This is a genomic window from Bartonella sp. AA56HLJMS (assembly GCF_042197145.1).
Lineage (GTDB): Bacteria > Pseudomonadota > Alphaproteobacteria > Rhizobiales > Rhizobiaceae > Bartonella.
Map to the genome: position 1 here is coordinate 102,769 of NZ_JBHIRL010000002.1, position 14,165 is coordinate 116,933.

Annotated in this window: 15 protein-coding genes and 1 pseudogene; 4 read left to right on the forward strand and 12 right to left on the reverse strand. The window is 38.3% G+C overall.

Annotated features, from left to right (window positions below; translation table 11 throughout):
* Positions 1-81: 81 nt before the first annotated feature.
* Entirely contained in the window at positions 82-450 is a 369-nt protein-coding gene (locus tag ACFINI_RS01825; protein ID WP_375606299.1) for a TIGR02301 family protein, read from the forward strand.
* Between the two features lie 405 nt (positions 451-855).
* On the opposite strand, the gene ACFINI_RS01830 is transcribed toward ACFINI_RS01825, so the two are convergent.
* Positions 856-2,184 carry a dihydroorotase gene (locus tag ACFINI_RS01830; protein WP_375645480.1) on the reverse strand — a complete coding sequence of 443 codons (1,329 nt, stop codon included), beginning with the start codon at positions 2,182-2,184 and terminating at the stop codon, positions 856-858.
* A 64-nt stretch (positions 2,185-2,248) separates the two neighbouring features.
* On the opposite strand from ACFINI_RS01830, the gene ACFINI_RS01835 reads away from it, so the two are divergent.
* The 3 genes and pseudogenes from ACFINI_RS01835 to ACFINI_RS01845 form a co-directional block, all read left to right on the forward strand.
* A complete protein-coding gene (locus ACFINI_RS01835; RefSeq protein WP_375645481.1) occupies positions 2,249-3,121 on the forward strand; it encodes a YgfZ/GcvT domain-containing protein in 873 nt (290 codons plus the stop codon).
* Entirely contained in the window at positions 3,114-3,731 is a 618-nt protein-coding gene (locus ACFINI_RS01840; RefSeq protein WP_375610152.1) for a YfbR-like 5'-deoxynucleotidase, read from the forward strand. Before ACFINI_RS01835 ends, ACFINI_RS01840 begins: the two co-directional genes overlap by 8 nt.
* Before the next feature lie 351 nt (positions 3,732-4,082).
* A pseudogene (locus tag ACFINI_RS01845) lies at positions 4,083-4,224 on the forward strand (integrase); the annotation flags it as partial.
* Positions 4,225-4,323: 99 nt separating this feature from the next.
* Here ACFINI_RS01845 and panB read toward each other — a convergent pair.
* From panB to rpoZ, 11 genes are all read right to left on the reverse strand, one after another.
* Complete coding sequence (gene panB, locus ACFINI_RS01850; RefSeq protein ID WP_375645482.1) at positions 4,324-5,139, reverse strand: 3-methyl-2-oxobutanoate hydroxymethyltransferase; 816 nt, start codon at positions 5,137-5,139, stop codon at positions 4,324-4,326.
* A complete protein-coding gene (gene panC / locus ACFINI_RS01855) occupies positions 5,136-5,996 on the reverse strand; it encodes a pantoate--beta-alanine ligase (protein WP_375645483.1) in 861 nt (286 codons plus the stop codon). Before panC ends, panB begins: the two co-directional genes overlap by 4 nt.
* A gap of 23 nt (positions 5,997-6,019) precedes the next feature.
* Complete coding sequence (gene recO, locus ACFINI_RS01860) at positions 6,020-6,766, reverse strand: DNA repair protein RecO (protein ID WP_375620720.1); 747 nt, start codon at positions 6,764-6,766, stop codon at positions 6,020-6,022.
* A 25-nt stretch (positions 6,767-6,791) separates the two neighbouring features.
* Positions 6,792-7,697 (reverse strand): GTPase Era, encoded by a 906-nt coding sequence (era, locus tag ACFINI_RS01865; RefSeq protein ID WP_012754937.1) that lies wholly within the window; start codon positions 7,695-7,697, stop codon positions 6,792-6,794.
* Complete coding sequence (gene rnc, locus ACFINI_RS01870) at positions 7,690-8,397, reverse strand: ribonuclease III (protein WP_375612949.1); 708 nt, start codon at positions 8,395-8,397, stop codon at positions 7,690-7,692. The genes era and rnc overlap by 8 nt, the downstream gene beginning before the upstream one ends.
* On the reverse strand, positions 8,378-9,190 hold the full coding sequence (lepB, locus tag ACFINI_RS01875) for a signal peptidase I (protein WP_375620718.1): 813 nt from the start codon (positions 9,188-9,190) through the stop codon (positions 8,378-8,380). The genes rnc and lepB overlap by 20 nt, the downstream gene beginning before the upstream one ends.
* 79 nt (positions 9,191-9,269) lie before the next feature.
* Positions 9,270-9,671, reverse strand: coding sequence for a holo-ACP synthase (gene acpS, locus ACFINI_RS01880; protein ID WP_375620717.1), 402 nt, complete (start codon positions 9,669-9,671; stop codon positions 9,270-9,272).
* Positions 9,672-9,697: 26 nt separating this feature from the next.
* Positions 9,698-10,306 carry a DUF2062 domain-containing protein gene (locus ACFINI_RS01885; RefSeq protein ID WP_375610146.1) on the reverse strand — a complete coding sequence of 203 codons (609 nt, stop codon included), beginning with the start codon at positions 10,304-10,306 and terminating at the stop codon, positions 9,698-9,700.
* A 93-nt stretch (positions 10,307-10,399) separates the two neighbouring features.
* Positions 10,400-10,978 carry an orotate phosphoribosyltransferase gene (gene pyrE, locus ACFINI_RS01890; RefSeq protein ID WP_375620810.1) on the reverse strand — a complete coding sequence of 193 codons (579 nt, stop codon included), beginning with the start codon at positions 10,976-10,978 and terminating at the stop codon, positions 10,400-10,402.
* 16 nt (positions 10,979-10,994) lie between these two features.
* Positions 10,995-13,220, reverse strand: a complete 2,226-nt coding sequence (locus tag ACFINI_RS01895; protein ID WP_375645484.1) for a RelA/SpoT family protein — start codon at positions 13,218-13,220, stop codon at positions 10,995-10,997.
* 128 nt (positions 13,221-13,348) lie between these two features.
* On the reverse strand, positions 13,349-13,747 hold the full coding sequence (rpoZ, locus tag ACFINI_RS01900; RefSeq protein ID WP_273791104.1) for a DNA-directed RNA polymerase subunit omega: 399 nt from the start codon (positions 13,745-13,747) through the stop codon (positions 13,349-13,351).
* Positions 13,748-14,165 lie beyond the last annotated feature (418 nt).

Sequence of the window (14,165 nt, forward strand, 5' to 3'; positions counted from 1 at the left end):
AACCCTATTTTTTGACATCGTTTTCATGACACAATTATTTTATTTGTACAGAGTTTTATTCCAAGGAAAACAATAACAATAATGCGTAATAGATTGATGAACATCATTATTTTAATATTCATTGTAAGTTCAATGCCAACCTTTGCGCAACAATCTCCACCTTATGAGAAAAAATTACTCCGACTAGCGGAAATTTTGGGATCTCTGCATTCTCTTCAAAATCTTTGCGAGACTCCAACAAACCAATGGTATGACTACATGAACGCATTGATTGAAGCAGAAAAGCCTATCCCACAAAGACGTGCTTATTTTTATGAAGCGTTTAATGAAGCGTATCGTGCTTTCTCAGAAAATTATCATCATTGTACACAAGCAGCAATTGAAGCCAATCAAAGATACGTTGAGGAAGGAAGAACTTTATCCGAAAACCTCCTCATGCATTATAAATAATTAATCTATACAAAAAGTATCTTCTTCAATTTCAGCAATATAAACCATGTTCTCTCACAAATGAGGGGAGCTGTAAATCTACTCTGAAAATAGAGAAGTTTTTGAAAAATAATTCCTCGACACGTTTTTATTCTTGTGAGCATCTTTCCCCTGAACAAAATCGTTCTTTGGCTTCCTGCCCCCTCAGAGCTTGTTTATCAATAGGCTGGGTTCTTGTTGAACAGATTCTTCTTGGCTTCTCACCCATGTTATTACTTAAACTAAAAGTACTAAAGGCTTGACAAACAAGTCTAAAAATATTCACCATACACTTAAAAAAATACTTATGTGCCAAGGGAGCTAGCACGCCTTATATCACCGCTCTAAAAGATGGTATTTTACGGCATGCTTATAATTTTAATCTATTTACACCAAAGTTTCTATAAATTTAACAGGCTCTCCTTGTGAAGAAGTAACAATTTCACCTTCCCACATCACACGCATACCACGGATAATGGTCCCAACAGGCCAACCTTTAACTTTTTGACCATCATAAGGTGTCCAACCGGTACGCGAACCAATTAAGCTATTCGTAATAATTTCTTCTCGCTTAAGATCAACAATGGTTAAATCAGCATCAAACCCAACAGCAATGCGCCCTTTACAACTTATACCAAAAATACGACTAGGGCCATGTGAAGTGAGATCAACAAAACGTTCAAGAGATATTTTTCCTGCATTCACATGTGTCAACATAATTGCTGCTGTTGTTTGCACGCCTGTCATACCTGAAGGTGAAGAGGGATAAGGTTGAAGCTTTTCTTCAAGAGTATGAGGCGCATGATCTGAACCTAAGACATCAATAATTCCTTGTTGAACACCGTACCAAAGAGCGTCACGGTGGCGCGGCTCACGAATAGGCGGATTCATCTGAATTAATGTACCAAACTTCTTATAATCATCAGCCGTGAGCGTCAAATGATGTTGTGTCACTTCAATTGTTGCAACATCCTTATGTTTTTTTAGAAAATCAATTTCTTCTTCTGTCGAAAGATGTAACACATGAATCCGAGCCTTCGTCTCATGAGCAATTTTTACCAAACGCTGCGTACATTTTAATGCCGCAACTTCATCACGCCAAATCGGATGTGACGATGCATCCCCTTCAATACGCAATATTTTACGCTCTTTGAGCCTCGCCTCATCTTCAGAATGAAAAGCCGCACGACGGCGTATATTCTTCAAAATAAGGCGTACACTTTCATCATCATCGACCAAAAGATCACCCGTAGAAGACCCCATAAAGACTTTAATTCCAGCTGCACCAGGAAGTCTTTCTAATTCAGACAATTCATGAGCATTTTCACGCGTTCCTCCAACCCAAAATGCAAAATCACAATGCATTCGATGAAATGCGCGTTTAACCTTATCGCTTAATGTAGCTTCTGATGTTGTCAATGGATTGGTATTAGGCATTTCAAAAACTGCTGTAACCCCCCCTAACACAGCAGAATACGAGCCACTTTCCAAATCCTCCTTATATTCATTACCTGGCTCGCGAAAATGTACTTGGCTATCAATAATTCCCGGTAAAATATGAAGCCCCGTACAATCAATCACCTCACCTGCCGATGCACATGTAAGGTCGCCAATTTCAGCAATACGGCCATTTGTAACACCAATATCGCGCTTGCTTCTTCCATCATGATTCACAAGTGTTGCACCTTTAAAAATTGTATCAAATGTTTTAAACATAGCCACGCTCCTTACATATTCCTCTCTTATCGATTATGTAACTTTGAGCAGAAAGGCAAGAACCATGATTGAAAAACAAAATGCCATTTGCTTAAAAAATCGCGCAATTATTCAAATTACAGGCGAAGAAGCAACAGATTTTCTGCAATCCCTGATCACGACAGATGTAAAAAAAATCAGCCCGCAAGAAATTTTCCCTGGAGCTCTCTTATCCCCTCAAGGAAAGGTTCTTGCTGATTTTCTTATTGGCAAAAAAGAAGATGGTTATCTGATTGATATTATCATGCCTTTAGCTGATATACTCCACAAGCGTCTGTTGCTTTATAAACTGCGTAAAAAAATAGAAATTACACAACCATTACAAGAACTTGTTACAGTTTCTTGGAAAAATGAATCAGATGCTTTAAATTTTGATTCAAGTTTTGTTGATAAACGCTTCCCACAAAAAGAAAAAATAATACGAATCTATGGCAAAAAACCTTTTTTAACTTCAGAATATCATGACACATGGAATCAATTGCGTATCCGTTATGCAATTGCGGAAAGTGATCAAGACTATGAAATTGGCAAAGTCTTTCCTCATGATATTAATTACGATCAAATAAATGGACTTGCATTCAATAAAGGATGTTATATTGGACAAGAAATTGTTTCACGAATGCACCACCGCCGTGCAGCACGTCGCCGTATTTTTATTGTAAAAGGCCAGTGTAAATTAACCCCTCAATCTAGCATTGAAGCAGGAACAAAAGTGCTTGGCTACTTGGGAACATGTGTAGAAAATGAGGCTCTTGCTTTAATGCGTATTGACCACGTCAAAGATGCTATGGATCATAACATCCCCTTTACTGTAAAAAACATTCCTGTCACTATAAGCATTGCTGAAAATATGAATTTTACCTTTCCTGAAAATACTATAGAAAACACTCATGGCTAAAGCTGAATTATTAAAAAATGGAGAAGCCCGCGCTTGGCAAAGAATGCTTTCTGGAAGGCGACTTGATCTTCTCAACCCTTCTCCTTTTGATGTTGAAATTGAAGATATTGCCCATGGACTTGCTCGTGTAGCACGTTGGAACGGTCAAACACGAGGAGAACACGCCTATTCTGTTGCACAACACTCTCTTTTGGTTGAACAAATATTTCAAAAACTTTTTCCACAATCGGGAAGCAATGAATGTCTTTATGCCCTTCTTCATGATGCTCCAGAATATGTCATCGGCGATATGATTTCCCCTTTTAAAGCTGTCATAGGAAAACAATATGAACGCGTTGAAAAGCGCATCCAAGATGCTATCCACATGCGCTTTTCTCTTCCCGTTGATCTTTCTCAAAAACTTTTAAAAAAAATTAAACAAGCCGACCGTATCGCTGCCTATTATGAAGCGATTACGCTTGCTGGATTTAATACAGAAGAAGCCCTTCACTATTTTGGCTCTCCCAATAATATTTTACCCGATGATCTGAATTTATCCCCCTATTCTACCCAACACATTGAAAACGCATTTTTAACGCGCTTTAATGACTTGGATGTCCAAAGATTATAGCCCCTTCGCATTGTTGATTCCTTGTCATTACAGACTCATCACACTGACTTATAATAATAATTCATTGTTTTTTCATTTTGAATGAGAGCTCCTAATATCGTAAGCTTCACTCATTTCAAATCTGTTTATATTGGATCAATCAAAATCATTCTCTTGCACACCACAAACGGGTCTGGCGTGTGGGTAAAATTTTTTAAAGAAAGAGTTAAAATGCTTCTTATGAACCATCTCAAGTGCTAAGCGCTGTCGCAGCATTGAAAATTGGCAAAGTGTGTGATGATGCCGGCTTGCTCTCTTATGAAGCGTAAAGACGGGAGTACTCTATAAATTTTATAAACTTTATAAGGGACTTACCACTATACTATTCACGAACGCCGTCGCGAAATAGGTTGGGTACCTTAAGAAAGCTTTCTTAAAAAAAGCACGTGAATTAGCGACCCAATGGCGTTCTGTTTTGCATGAGAGGCGTGACTTCATTAAAGAAATGGAAAAAAGCACAGTTCAAATTGCATACAAAATATATTAAATAATGCACATTCATTATCAAAATAAAAAATGTTCTCTTGTCAAACCTTTCATCTTAAACTGAAGTTTATTTTAGTTTATAAACTTCATTATCTGCTGGGAAAGCGCGAGATGTGACATCCTCTGCATAATTCTTTATTGCAGTTTCCATCGCTTGTTCAAAGTCTCCATAACGGCGTACAAATTTTGGCACATGAGAACCATAGCCCAACATATCTTCCATAACCAATACTTGCCCATCACATTGATTGGACGCCCCTATACCGATCGTAGGGATAGAAAGCTTATCTGTCAGTTTCACCGCTAAAGGTTCAACCATTGCTTCTAAAACAACAGCAAAAGCACCTGCCTCTTCAATCGCTGCTCCATCTGCTTCAATTCTTTGCCAATCATTCTCCTTGCGTCCTTGTGTTTTAAAACCACCAAAACGATTCATTGCTTGGGGTGTAAGACCAATGTGCCCCATCACTGGAATGCCACGTTTACACAAAAAATCTATTGTTTGGGCTATATAAACGCCACCTTCAAGCTTAACTGCACCACACCCCGTTTGTGCAAGAATGCGCGATGCATTTAAAAAAGCTTGTTCTGGACTTTCCTCATAAGATCCAAAAGGCATATCAATAACAACAAGAGCTTTTTGAGATCCACGCACCACGGCTTTCCCGTGTAAAATCATCATATCTAAATTAACAGGAAGCGTTGTCTCAAACCCATACACAACCATCCCAACGCTATCACCAACCAAAAGGATATCGCAATATGGATCAGCAATCCGCGCAGTATAAGCTTGATAAGCTGTTAAAGAAACAATTGGCTGTTGTCCCTTTCGTGCACGTATTTCGGAAGATGTTATACGCTTTACGGTTTTATGTACACTCATTTTCCACCCTTCTCTTGCAATATATATTGATCAATCAGCCTTACCTCACCAAAGCGGACAGTAAGGAGTAAAACCGCCGGTTTATTCAATGTTCCTTTAACCACGCATAAAGTTTCCATATCCCGTAAATCTATCGCTTCAATGATTGCACGCGTTTCTTGTTGTAAAATATCACGAACAGTTTTGCATAATTTATCAACCGACCGTTCACCTTCATGATAAAGCTTTTCAGCAGCTTTTCCACTTTCAGGAATAATTTTGGCAGCTTTACGATCTTCTAATGTTAAAAGCTGATTGCGTGAAGAACAAGCTACACCATCTGACTCCCGTAGAATAGGAACTCCAACGATTTCAATAGGAAAAGCCAAATCTTCAACCATACGCCGAATAATTAAAATTTGTTGAAAATCTTTTTCCCCAAAAAAAGCCTTATCTGCTTGGACAATGTTAAAAAGTTTAGCAACAACGCTTGTTACACCACAAAAGTGCCCCGGACGTAATTTTCCCATCAAAATACGTGATAATTTTTTCACTTGCACAATTGTATCATTTCCTAGTGGCCACATTTCATCGACAGAAGGAGCAAAAACACATTCAACACCTGCTTCTTTTAACAAAGCACAATCGCCTTTCAAATCTCTTGGATATTGAGAAAAATCTTCATGAGGTCCAAATTGCTTTGGATTGACAAAAATAGAAACCACTACGCGATCACACATTGCTCTTGCATACTGTACTAATGCAAGATGACCATCATGCAATGCCCCCATTGTTGGAACAAAACCAATCGAAAAACCGAAACGTCGTTCCTCTGAAGTATATTGGCGAACTTCAGCAATTGTCTTTAAAATTCTCATTTTCCCATTCAATTATCATCAGATCAACAAATTAATGCCTGTACACCAAATTGGCGCTCAAACAATTGTATCAAATTCATGCGCACTGACGGCTGCTTTATATCTCGTGGCTCCCAGACATGACGCATAAGAAAAAAACCCGTCAGTATAAAACCATTTATTATATCACTAAAATCAGCAGGACGAGTCGTTCTTTGTACAAGAAACTGTGGTAGAATGAGAAGCTTTTTTTTCCAAGGTTCTCCTGCTTCTTCACAGACAGCCCGACCAGATTTTGGTGATACGTAATGAAGCCTTTCCTGACGACCTGTTGCAGCACAACAAGATAAATCAAGACCAAAACCAAGTTCTTCAAGAAGCAGCATTTCAAAACGTACAAGCAATTCTGCATTTACAAATGGTTCATCAAAATTCTGCATAAAAAGGTGTAAAATATCATATAAAATGGGGTGCGGATCACGTTCGGGAAGAAGCCGCAAATGAAAAGCTATCAATTGCAAAGCATAAAGTGCTTCTGGTAGACAGATTAATCGTGCCGCATGTAAATCAAGAGCTTCAAGCCGAAAAAGTCCCAAATGTTCGTCTAAACGAGCCCACCATTCAGCCTCCACAAAATTTCCAGGTTGAAGAAGAGCTGCCATACGACGCGACCGCCCCCCTTTTACCACTCCCATATAACGACCATGTTCACGTGTCATAATCTCAAGAATAACACTTGTTTCACCATATTGGCGTGTACCAAGAATAACGGCTTGTTCTTTCCACTTCATTTTACTTTAATTATTTTTAAAAATCTTATTTTAAAAAATCCAATCCCATTTCGCGATAACGTTCTGGATCAGTATCCCAATTATCGCGCACTTTCACAAAGAGAAAAAGATGAACCTTTTGATCCATAATTTCCATGAGTTCTTTACGTGCTGCTTGACCAATCGCTTTAATTGTATCGCCTTTTGCTCCTAAGACAATTTTTTTCTGACTCTCACGCTCGACATAAATAACTTGATTAATTTTAACGGAACCATCTGAACGCTCTTCCCAGTTTTCTGTTTCAACCGTTGAGGAATAAGGAAGTTCATCATGAAGACGAAGAAAAAGTTTTTCACGCGTAATTTCAGCAGCAAGATGACGCATAGGCATATCAGAAATTTGATCTTCCGGATAATACCATGGCCCTTCCTGCATCATGTTACTCAACGCATGAAGTAAATCCTTGCAACCAGAACCGTTTAGAGCAGAAATCATAAATGTTTGCGCAAACTTTACACGTTCATTTATTTTAGTGGTTAACGCTAGAAGAGATGATTTAACAACTGTATCAACCTTATTAAGAACAAGAACTTTTTCTTGTTTCATATTGTTTACAATATCTAACATCATATCAACTTCATCCGAAAGACCACTTTGAGCGTCAATTAAAACGAGTAGAACATCAGCGCTCTTAGCCCCTCCCCAAGCAGCAGAGACCATGGCTCGTTCTAAGCGCTTATGGGGACGAAAAACACCCGGTGTATCGACCAACACAATTTGCACATCATCATGAATGACAATACCGCGGATTAAAGTTCGTGTTGTTTGTACCTTATGTGTTACAATTGAAACCTTTGTTCCAACCAATTGATTAACCAATGTCGATTTACCGGCATTAGGCATCCCAATAAGCACAACAAACCCAGAACGCGTTTTCATAACGTCACTCATGATCATTTTTTCCTACTGTTTTCCATACACCCTCTCGTCGCAAAATTTTTTCAGCTGCCATTCTTTCAGCATATCTTTTGGAGCTTCCCTGCCCAATCTCTGAAGCAAACCCAGAAATACTGACCTCTACCATAAAAACAGGATCGTGATCTGGACCTGAACGTTTTATAACCTGATAATGTGGTTGTGCATTGCCTTGGATATGCGCCCATTCCTGTAATTCTGTCTTGGCATCACGTCGACCAGCATCCATTTTCTTTGCCCGACTTTGCCAATATTTTTGAATAAAAGGGCGAACGCTTTCCAATCCTCCATCGAGATATATTACTGCAATCAAAGCTTCCACGACATCTGCATGCATGTTGATAAGTCGACGTCCCTCAAAATTTTTCATCTCAAAACCAACACGGATCATATCAGGAAGCCTCATTTCACGCGCAATATCAGCACATGTCTGTGCATTGACCAGATGATTTAAACGAACTGATAATTCACCTTCACTTGCCTGAGGAAAAAGTTGATACAGCATCTCTGCAATCAAAAGCCCTAAAACCCGATCCCCTAGAAACTCTAGTCGTTCATAATTCCCCTGTTCCGAATCTTGTACACTCGAGTGTGTTAATGCCTTCTTTAACCTCTCTTCATCTTTAAAACGATGCCCCGTCAGCTTGAAAAGCTGATCAATCATGAGACGTTTCATCGTTGCTTCCTTGCTTGATAAGCGGCAAATCATGAACCGTATTTATGAAAGAAAACAAACGTTTCCAACGCACATCAAATGGCCAGCGCCAAATCTGCCAAGCACTTGAACCATTACTGATAGAAAAGAAAATCACGCTCGCGCGACCAATAAGATTTTCTTCTGGAACATAGCCTACATCTAAACGACTATCATCTGAATTGTCGCGGTTATCTCCCATCATAAAGTAATGTCCTTGAGGAACTTCAAAGACTTCTGTATCATCAACTTTCGGGATGAAAGCTAAATCAAGTGTATCATAACTGACACCGTTAGGCATTGTCTCGCGATAAACCTCAACAGGATAGTTAACCTCTGTTATATCAGAATTATCAATCTCCCCCATAAAGTGACGTGAAACAGCCTCATCATTAATATAAAGGACACTTTGACGGACTTGTATACGATCACCTGGTAGCCCAACAACGCGTTTTATATAATCAATCTTCGGATTACTTGGTAAGCGAAAAACGACCACATCTCCACGTTGAGGTTGAGATGCCCAAATCCGTCCAGAAAAAAGAGGAGGAGAAAAAGGGATGGAAAAACGAGAATACCCATATGCATACTTAGAAACAAACAGATAATCTCCCACCAACAAAGTAGGACGCATTGAACCGGAAGGAATACTAAACGGCTGGAAAAAAAGTGTCCGAATAAACGCTGCTAAAAGCAAAGCCTGTATTAAAACAGAAATAAATTCACGAAGCCCACCTTTTTTTTCTTTTTTATGCACTTTATCTTTTTGGATCATCACCAACTGCCTTCTCATCACAGATATAATTTTTTTCATCATAATATTCAAATAACAAAAGCACAATCTCTCATGCCATCTATCCACGTGGAAGTGCTTCGATAATAATAAATGCCTGCGCCCAAGGAAAATCATCTGTTATACTAAGATGAATAACTGCATCATGATGAGGAGGTAATAACTTTTGAAGTTGTATTTGCGCACGATTTGTTAATTGCATTATTGGTTTACCAGACGGCAAATTAACTACCCCCATGTCTTTCCAATTGATACCACAAGCGATTCCCGTTCCTAAGGCTTTAGCACATGCTTCTTTAGCAGCAAATCTTTTTGCATAAGAAGAGGAGCTTTTTTTGAGATTTTCAGATCTATTTCTTTCAATATCCGTAAAAATACGTTCGATAAAATGCTCACCATAACGAACCAACATTTTCTCAATACGTCGTATATCAACCAGATCATTTCCAAGACCAATAATCATAAGATATTACCCGATCTTTCTTAAATTCATTTCTGTTTTAATACAGGCGATGAGCGCTTCTTTAAACGCCTTTTTTTTATAATCTTTTGGTATCGCTTTTGTTTAAAACGAACCGTTGCTCTGTAAACACCTATATAAGATAAACCACCAAAAACAATACCTAAAAGAGTTCCCCCTAAAATCATAGGACTCATAATTGTGTCCCATGCGCCTTTAAAGAGGAGAGAGAGATTTGACAATGTCAAACCATTAAATAGAGCACGAATTTGCGAAAGAGAAATCTCTTTGACATCGCTAAAAAGTGATAAACAAAAATACCCTACTTTATAATCAGCCATGACAATCAATAAAAATGTGAGTGGATTAGAAAAAATTGTCCCAATGATTGCGGCAGCAAAGTTTGCACGCAAAAGCCAAGAAAAAAATATTGCCAAAATAATATGCAGCCCAAAGAAAGGTGAACAAGCTAAAAAAACGCCAACAGCAACCCCTAATGCTACTTCATGCGGTGTTGCTGATATACGCAAAATACGTTTATGTATGTAGCAAAATGAGCGAGAAAATGAACGACGTGGCCATAACCAAAGTCGAATACGCGTTACAAAATCTATTGGTTCTCGACGACGAAAAAGCATATGACTCTCAATATACATCTTTTGATGATGAAATAATCTATATCATCCAAATTAATCTTTTTAAGCTTTTGCACAAAAAAAATATAACGACAATTAAATATTTCGACTGCCTGGTTTAATCGCGGGAAGAACAGAAAGCTCTGCAGGAAGTGCATCACTAGCATAAGAGGTTATCTCGTATTCAGCAAGCGCAATCAATGGAACTCCAACATTGACCTTACCACCAGAACGATCAAGGATACATGCACTAGCCAATACCTCTGCTCCTGCTGCAACAAGCGCTTCAACAGTCTCACGAATGGAAAGACCCGTTGTTACAATATCTTCAACAATAACAATCCGTGCCCCCTTCTTGATTTCAAAACGACGCAATTCAAAGATGCCATTTACACGCTCTACCCAAAGAGAAGGAACACCAAGGTGACGTGAAGTTTCATAGGAAGGAATAAGACCGCCAATTGCGGGACCAACAACATAGTCAATTTTTCCCTCGATAGATTTTTTGATTTTTTCAGCCAATCCACGACATAACTTTTCCGTCAAGTCAGCATGCATGAATACTTTCGCTTTTTGCATATAAGTCGCACTATGGCGCCCCGATGTTAAAATAAAATGCCCTTCTAGAATAGCATCTGCTTGTTTAAAAATATCAATGACATCTTGTGTCTTCATTGCAAAATCTTTCTTTTTATCCATGAACCCGCCGTACTGTACTTACTGAACCTGCCTTTTTTAACTGAGAAAAAATACGATTCAAATGTTTTAAATCCCACACTTCCAAATCAATCATAATTTCTGTAAAATCTGGTGCTGTACGGATAAAAGATAAATTTTGGATATTGGCATCGTTAGCAGAAATTATTTGTGTAATTTCAGCCAGAGAACCTGGACTATTTACAACTAAAATATCCATCCGTGCAGGAAAACGTTCATTCATTTGGGCATCAATATCCCAGCGGACATCAATCCATCGTTCTGGCTGATCATCATACGCCATCAAAGCTGAAGACTGTATTGGATAAATAACGATCCCAGCTCCTGGCTGCATAATACCAACAATCCGATCTCCAGGTACTGCTCCTTCCGGTGAAAAACGTACGGGTATATCTCCACGGGTTCCTCTAATAGGCAAGGCTTTAGATTGATGATTCTCGACCATTGCATTCTTTTCATTTTCTGGAACTTTAAAAATCATACCTTGAGCATTTTCAATATTAAACCAACCTTCTTCCCCAGGCTTAAAAGATGACTTTTGTACCACACGGTGATCTTGATAATCAGGATAAACCGCTTTAATCACATCAGCGGAAAACAGCTCTCCACGCCCAACAGCAGCCAATACATCCTCTACATCTTTACGTGCTAAACGTGGCAAAACTTTCTTCAAAAGGTCTTTTGAAAATTGCTTTCCCATATATTCAAATGAACGCTCGAGAATACGATATCCTAAACCCGAATATTGTTTACGTACCGCTGCACGACTTGCTCGTCGAATAGCTGAACGTGCTTTACCCGTGACAACAAGAAATTCCCATGCTGCTGGCGGAATTTGAGCGTGTGAGCGAATAATATCAACCTCATCACCATTTTTTAATTTGGTCATTAAAGGCATAATACGACCATTGATTTTTACACCAACACAAGAATCACCGATGTCTGTATGGACGGCATAAGCAAAATCAATAGGCGTAGCTCCTTTAGGAAAAGCAATTAATCGACCTTTCGGCGTAAAACAAAAAACTTGGTCTTGAAAAAGCTCAAGTTTTGTATGTTCTAAAAACTCTTCTGGATTATCTCCATCAGACAAAGATTGTATCGTTTGACGCAACCATGCATAGGCATTCGTTTCACTTGATAACTTCACAGTCGAATAATTGGAACCGTGCTCTTTATATATGGAATGAGCAGCAACCCCATATTCAGCAACTTCATCCATAGCAGCCGTTCTAATTTGCAACTCAACACGTTGTCTTGAAGGACCAACAATTGTTGTATGAATAGAACGATAATCATTTTGCTTTGGTATAGAGATATAATCTTTAAAACGACCAGGAACCATTGGCCATGTCGTATGAATGACACCAAGAGCACGATAACAATCATTCACGGACTCAACAATCACACGAAATCCAAAAATATCCGATAATTGTTCAAAAGATAATGCTTTACTTTCCATTTTGCGAAAAACTGAATAAGATTTTTTCTGACGGCTTTTAACATCTGCTTTAATGCCATTTTCCAAAAAAAGTTTTGTCAATTCATTTTCAATTGTGGAAAGCAAATCACGGTTGTGTTTCAATAATTCAGAAAGTCGATTGGTAATCGTACGATAACCTTCTGGATTTAAATAAAAGAAAGAGAGATCCTCTAATTCCTCACGCATATCCTGCATACCCATACGACCTGCAAGTGGCGCATAGATATCCATCGTCTCTTCAGCAATTCGCCGACGTTTATCATCACGCATAACACCAAGGGTACGCATATTATGAAGACGATCAGCAAGTTTGACTAAAAGAACACGAACATCATCAGAAATAGCAATAAGAAGTTTACGAAGATTTTCTGCTTGTACGGCTTTCTTTGATACAAGATCAAGCTTATTAAGCTTTGTAAGCCCTTCAACCAACTTCCCAATTTCAGAACCAAAAAGCTGATCAATTTCTGCTCGTGTAGCGCTTGTATCTTCAATTGTATCATGCAAAAGAGCAACAGCAATCGTTGCCTCGTCCAACCGCATATCTGTCAAAATAGCAGCAACTTCTAAAGGATGAGAAAAATAAAGATCACCTGATGCACGCTTTTGATGTGCATGCTTTTTCATTGCATAATCATAGGCCCTGTTTAAAAGAGCCTCATCTACGTCAGACTTGTAACGTTGAACACGTCCAACAAGCTCACACTGACGCATCATACGAGCATATCCTTTATCTTTTCACACCTCTAATCTTTATTGAACATGTCCTATCAATAAAAGACAAGAAAAATAATTGCTCCTTACATGACAAGGTATCTTTACTCCTGTAACATAAATTGCTGCAATTAATAATCGTCACTTTTTTCTGGAACAACCAAACCTTCAATACCCGCTAAAAGCTCTTCTTCTGACATATGATCAAATGAAGTACCTTCTTCTTGCGACGACGTATTAAAAACACTTTCAGCTTCACCTGAATGGGTAATAAATTCACTTGCCATTTCTGGCTCATCTACTTCCACATGCTTTTGCAACGAATGAATAAGGTCTTCCTTTAAATCAGCAGGCGACAATGTTTCTTCTGCTATTTCACGCAAAGCAACAACTGGATTTTTATCATTATCACGATCAACCGTAATCTGCGCTCCTTGTGAAATCTGACGCGCCCGATGACCTGCTAAAAGTACCAATTCAAAGCGGTTGTCAACTTTATCAATACAATCTTCTACCGTTACGCGGGCCATTTATGCCTCTTTCTCAAATAAAAAAATTTAATAGCGGATAAAGGAGTATATACAATAATCAAAATAAAACACAAGAAAAACAACACAAACTTTTATATTTTTTGATTAAAGAACTTATTTAAAAAAATTCTTGGAAAATTTAAAAATGTATAACCTATTCATGCTCGTTATCAAAATTTCTTTTAAAAGCATTCCAATAGATTGACTTCAAACAAAGGGAGGTCTTTCTTGACAAAAGACTTGTCTGGAGTCCTTATCCTTTTAAAAGGAATACCTGCTGTTTAAACCCTTTGCAATAACAGCAGTCTTATACATACTTTTTATGATAATATCTTTATCTAAAGAGAAAACTTTTTTCTTTGAACATCATGTGTATCGCACTCTTATTCATCGAATAAATTACTGAAAGATGACCTCT

Coding starts and splice junctions, on each gene's coding strand:
- acpS (WP_375620717.1), bottom strand. CDS start 9,671: ATGATTATTGGTCTTGGAAATGATCTGGTTGATATACGACGTATTGAG.
- ACFINI_RS01840 (WP_375610152.1), top strand. CDS start 3,114: ATGGCTAAAGCTGAATTATTAAAAAATGGAGAAGCCCGCGCTTGGCAA.
- pyrE (WP_375620810.1), bottom strand. CDS start 10,978: ATGAAGACACAAGATGTCATTGATATTTTTAAACAAGCAGATGCTATT.
- ACFINI_RS01830 (WP_375645480.1), bottom strand. CDS start 2,184: ATGTTTAAAACATTTGATACAATTTTTAAAGGTGCAACACTTGTGAAT.
- era (WP_012754937.1), bottom strand. CDS start 7,697: ATGAGTGACGTTATGAAAACGCGTTCTGGGTTTGTTGTGCTTATTGGG.
- panB (WP_375645482.1), bottom strand. CDS start 5,139: ATGAGTGTACATAAAACCGTAAAGCGTATAACATCTTCCGAAATACGT.
- rnc (WP_375612949.1), bottom strand. CDS start 8,397: ATGAAACGTCTCATGATTGATCAGCTTTTCAAGCTGACGGGGCATCGT.
- ACFINI_RS01825 (WP_375606299.1), top strand. CDS start 82: ATGCGTAATAGATTGATGAACATCATTATTTTAATATTCATTGTAAGT.
- recO (WP_375620720.1), bottom strand. CDS start 6,766: ATGAAGTGGAAAGAACAAGCCGTTATTCTTGGTACACGCCAATATGGT.
- rpoZ (WP_273791104.1), bottom strand. CDS start 13,747: ATGGCCCGCGTAACGGTAGAAGATTGTATTGATAAAGTTGACAACCGC.
- ACFINI_RS01885 (WP_375610146.1), bottom strand. CDS start 10,306: ATGCTTTTTCGTCGTCGAGAACCAATAGATTTTGTAACGCGTATTCGA.
- ACFINI_RS01895 (WP_375645484.1), bottom strand. CDS start 13,220: ATGATGCGTCAGTGTGAGCTTGTTGGACGTGTTCAACGTTACAAGTCT.
- panC (WP_375645483.1), bottom strand. CDS start 5,996: ATGAGAATTTTAAAGACAATTGCTGAAGTTCGCCAATATACTTCAGAG.
- lepB (WP_375620718.1), bottom strand. CDS start 9,190: ATGATCCAAAAAGATAAAGTGCATAAAAAAGAAAAAAAAGGTGGGCTT.
- ACFINI_RS01835 (WP_375645481.1), top strand. CDS start 2,249: ATGATTGAAAAACAAAATGCCATTTGCTTAAAAAATCGCGCAATTATT.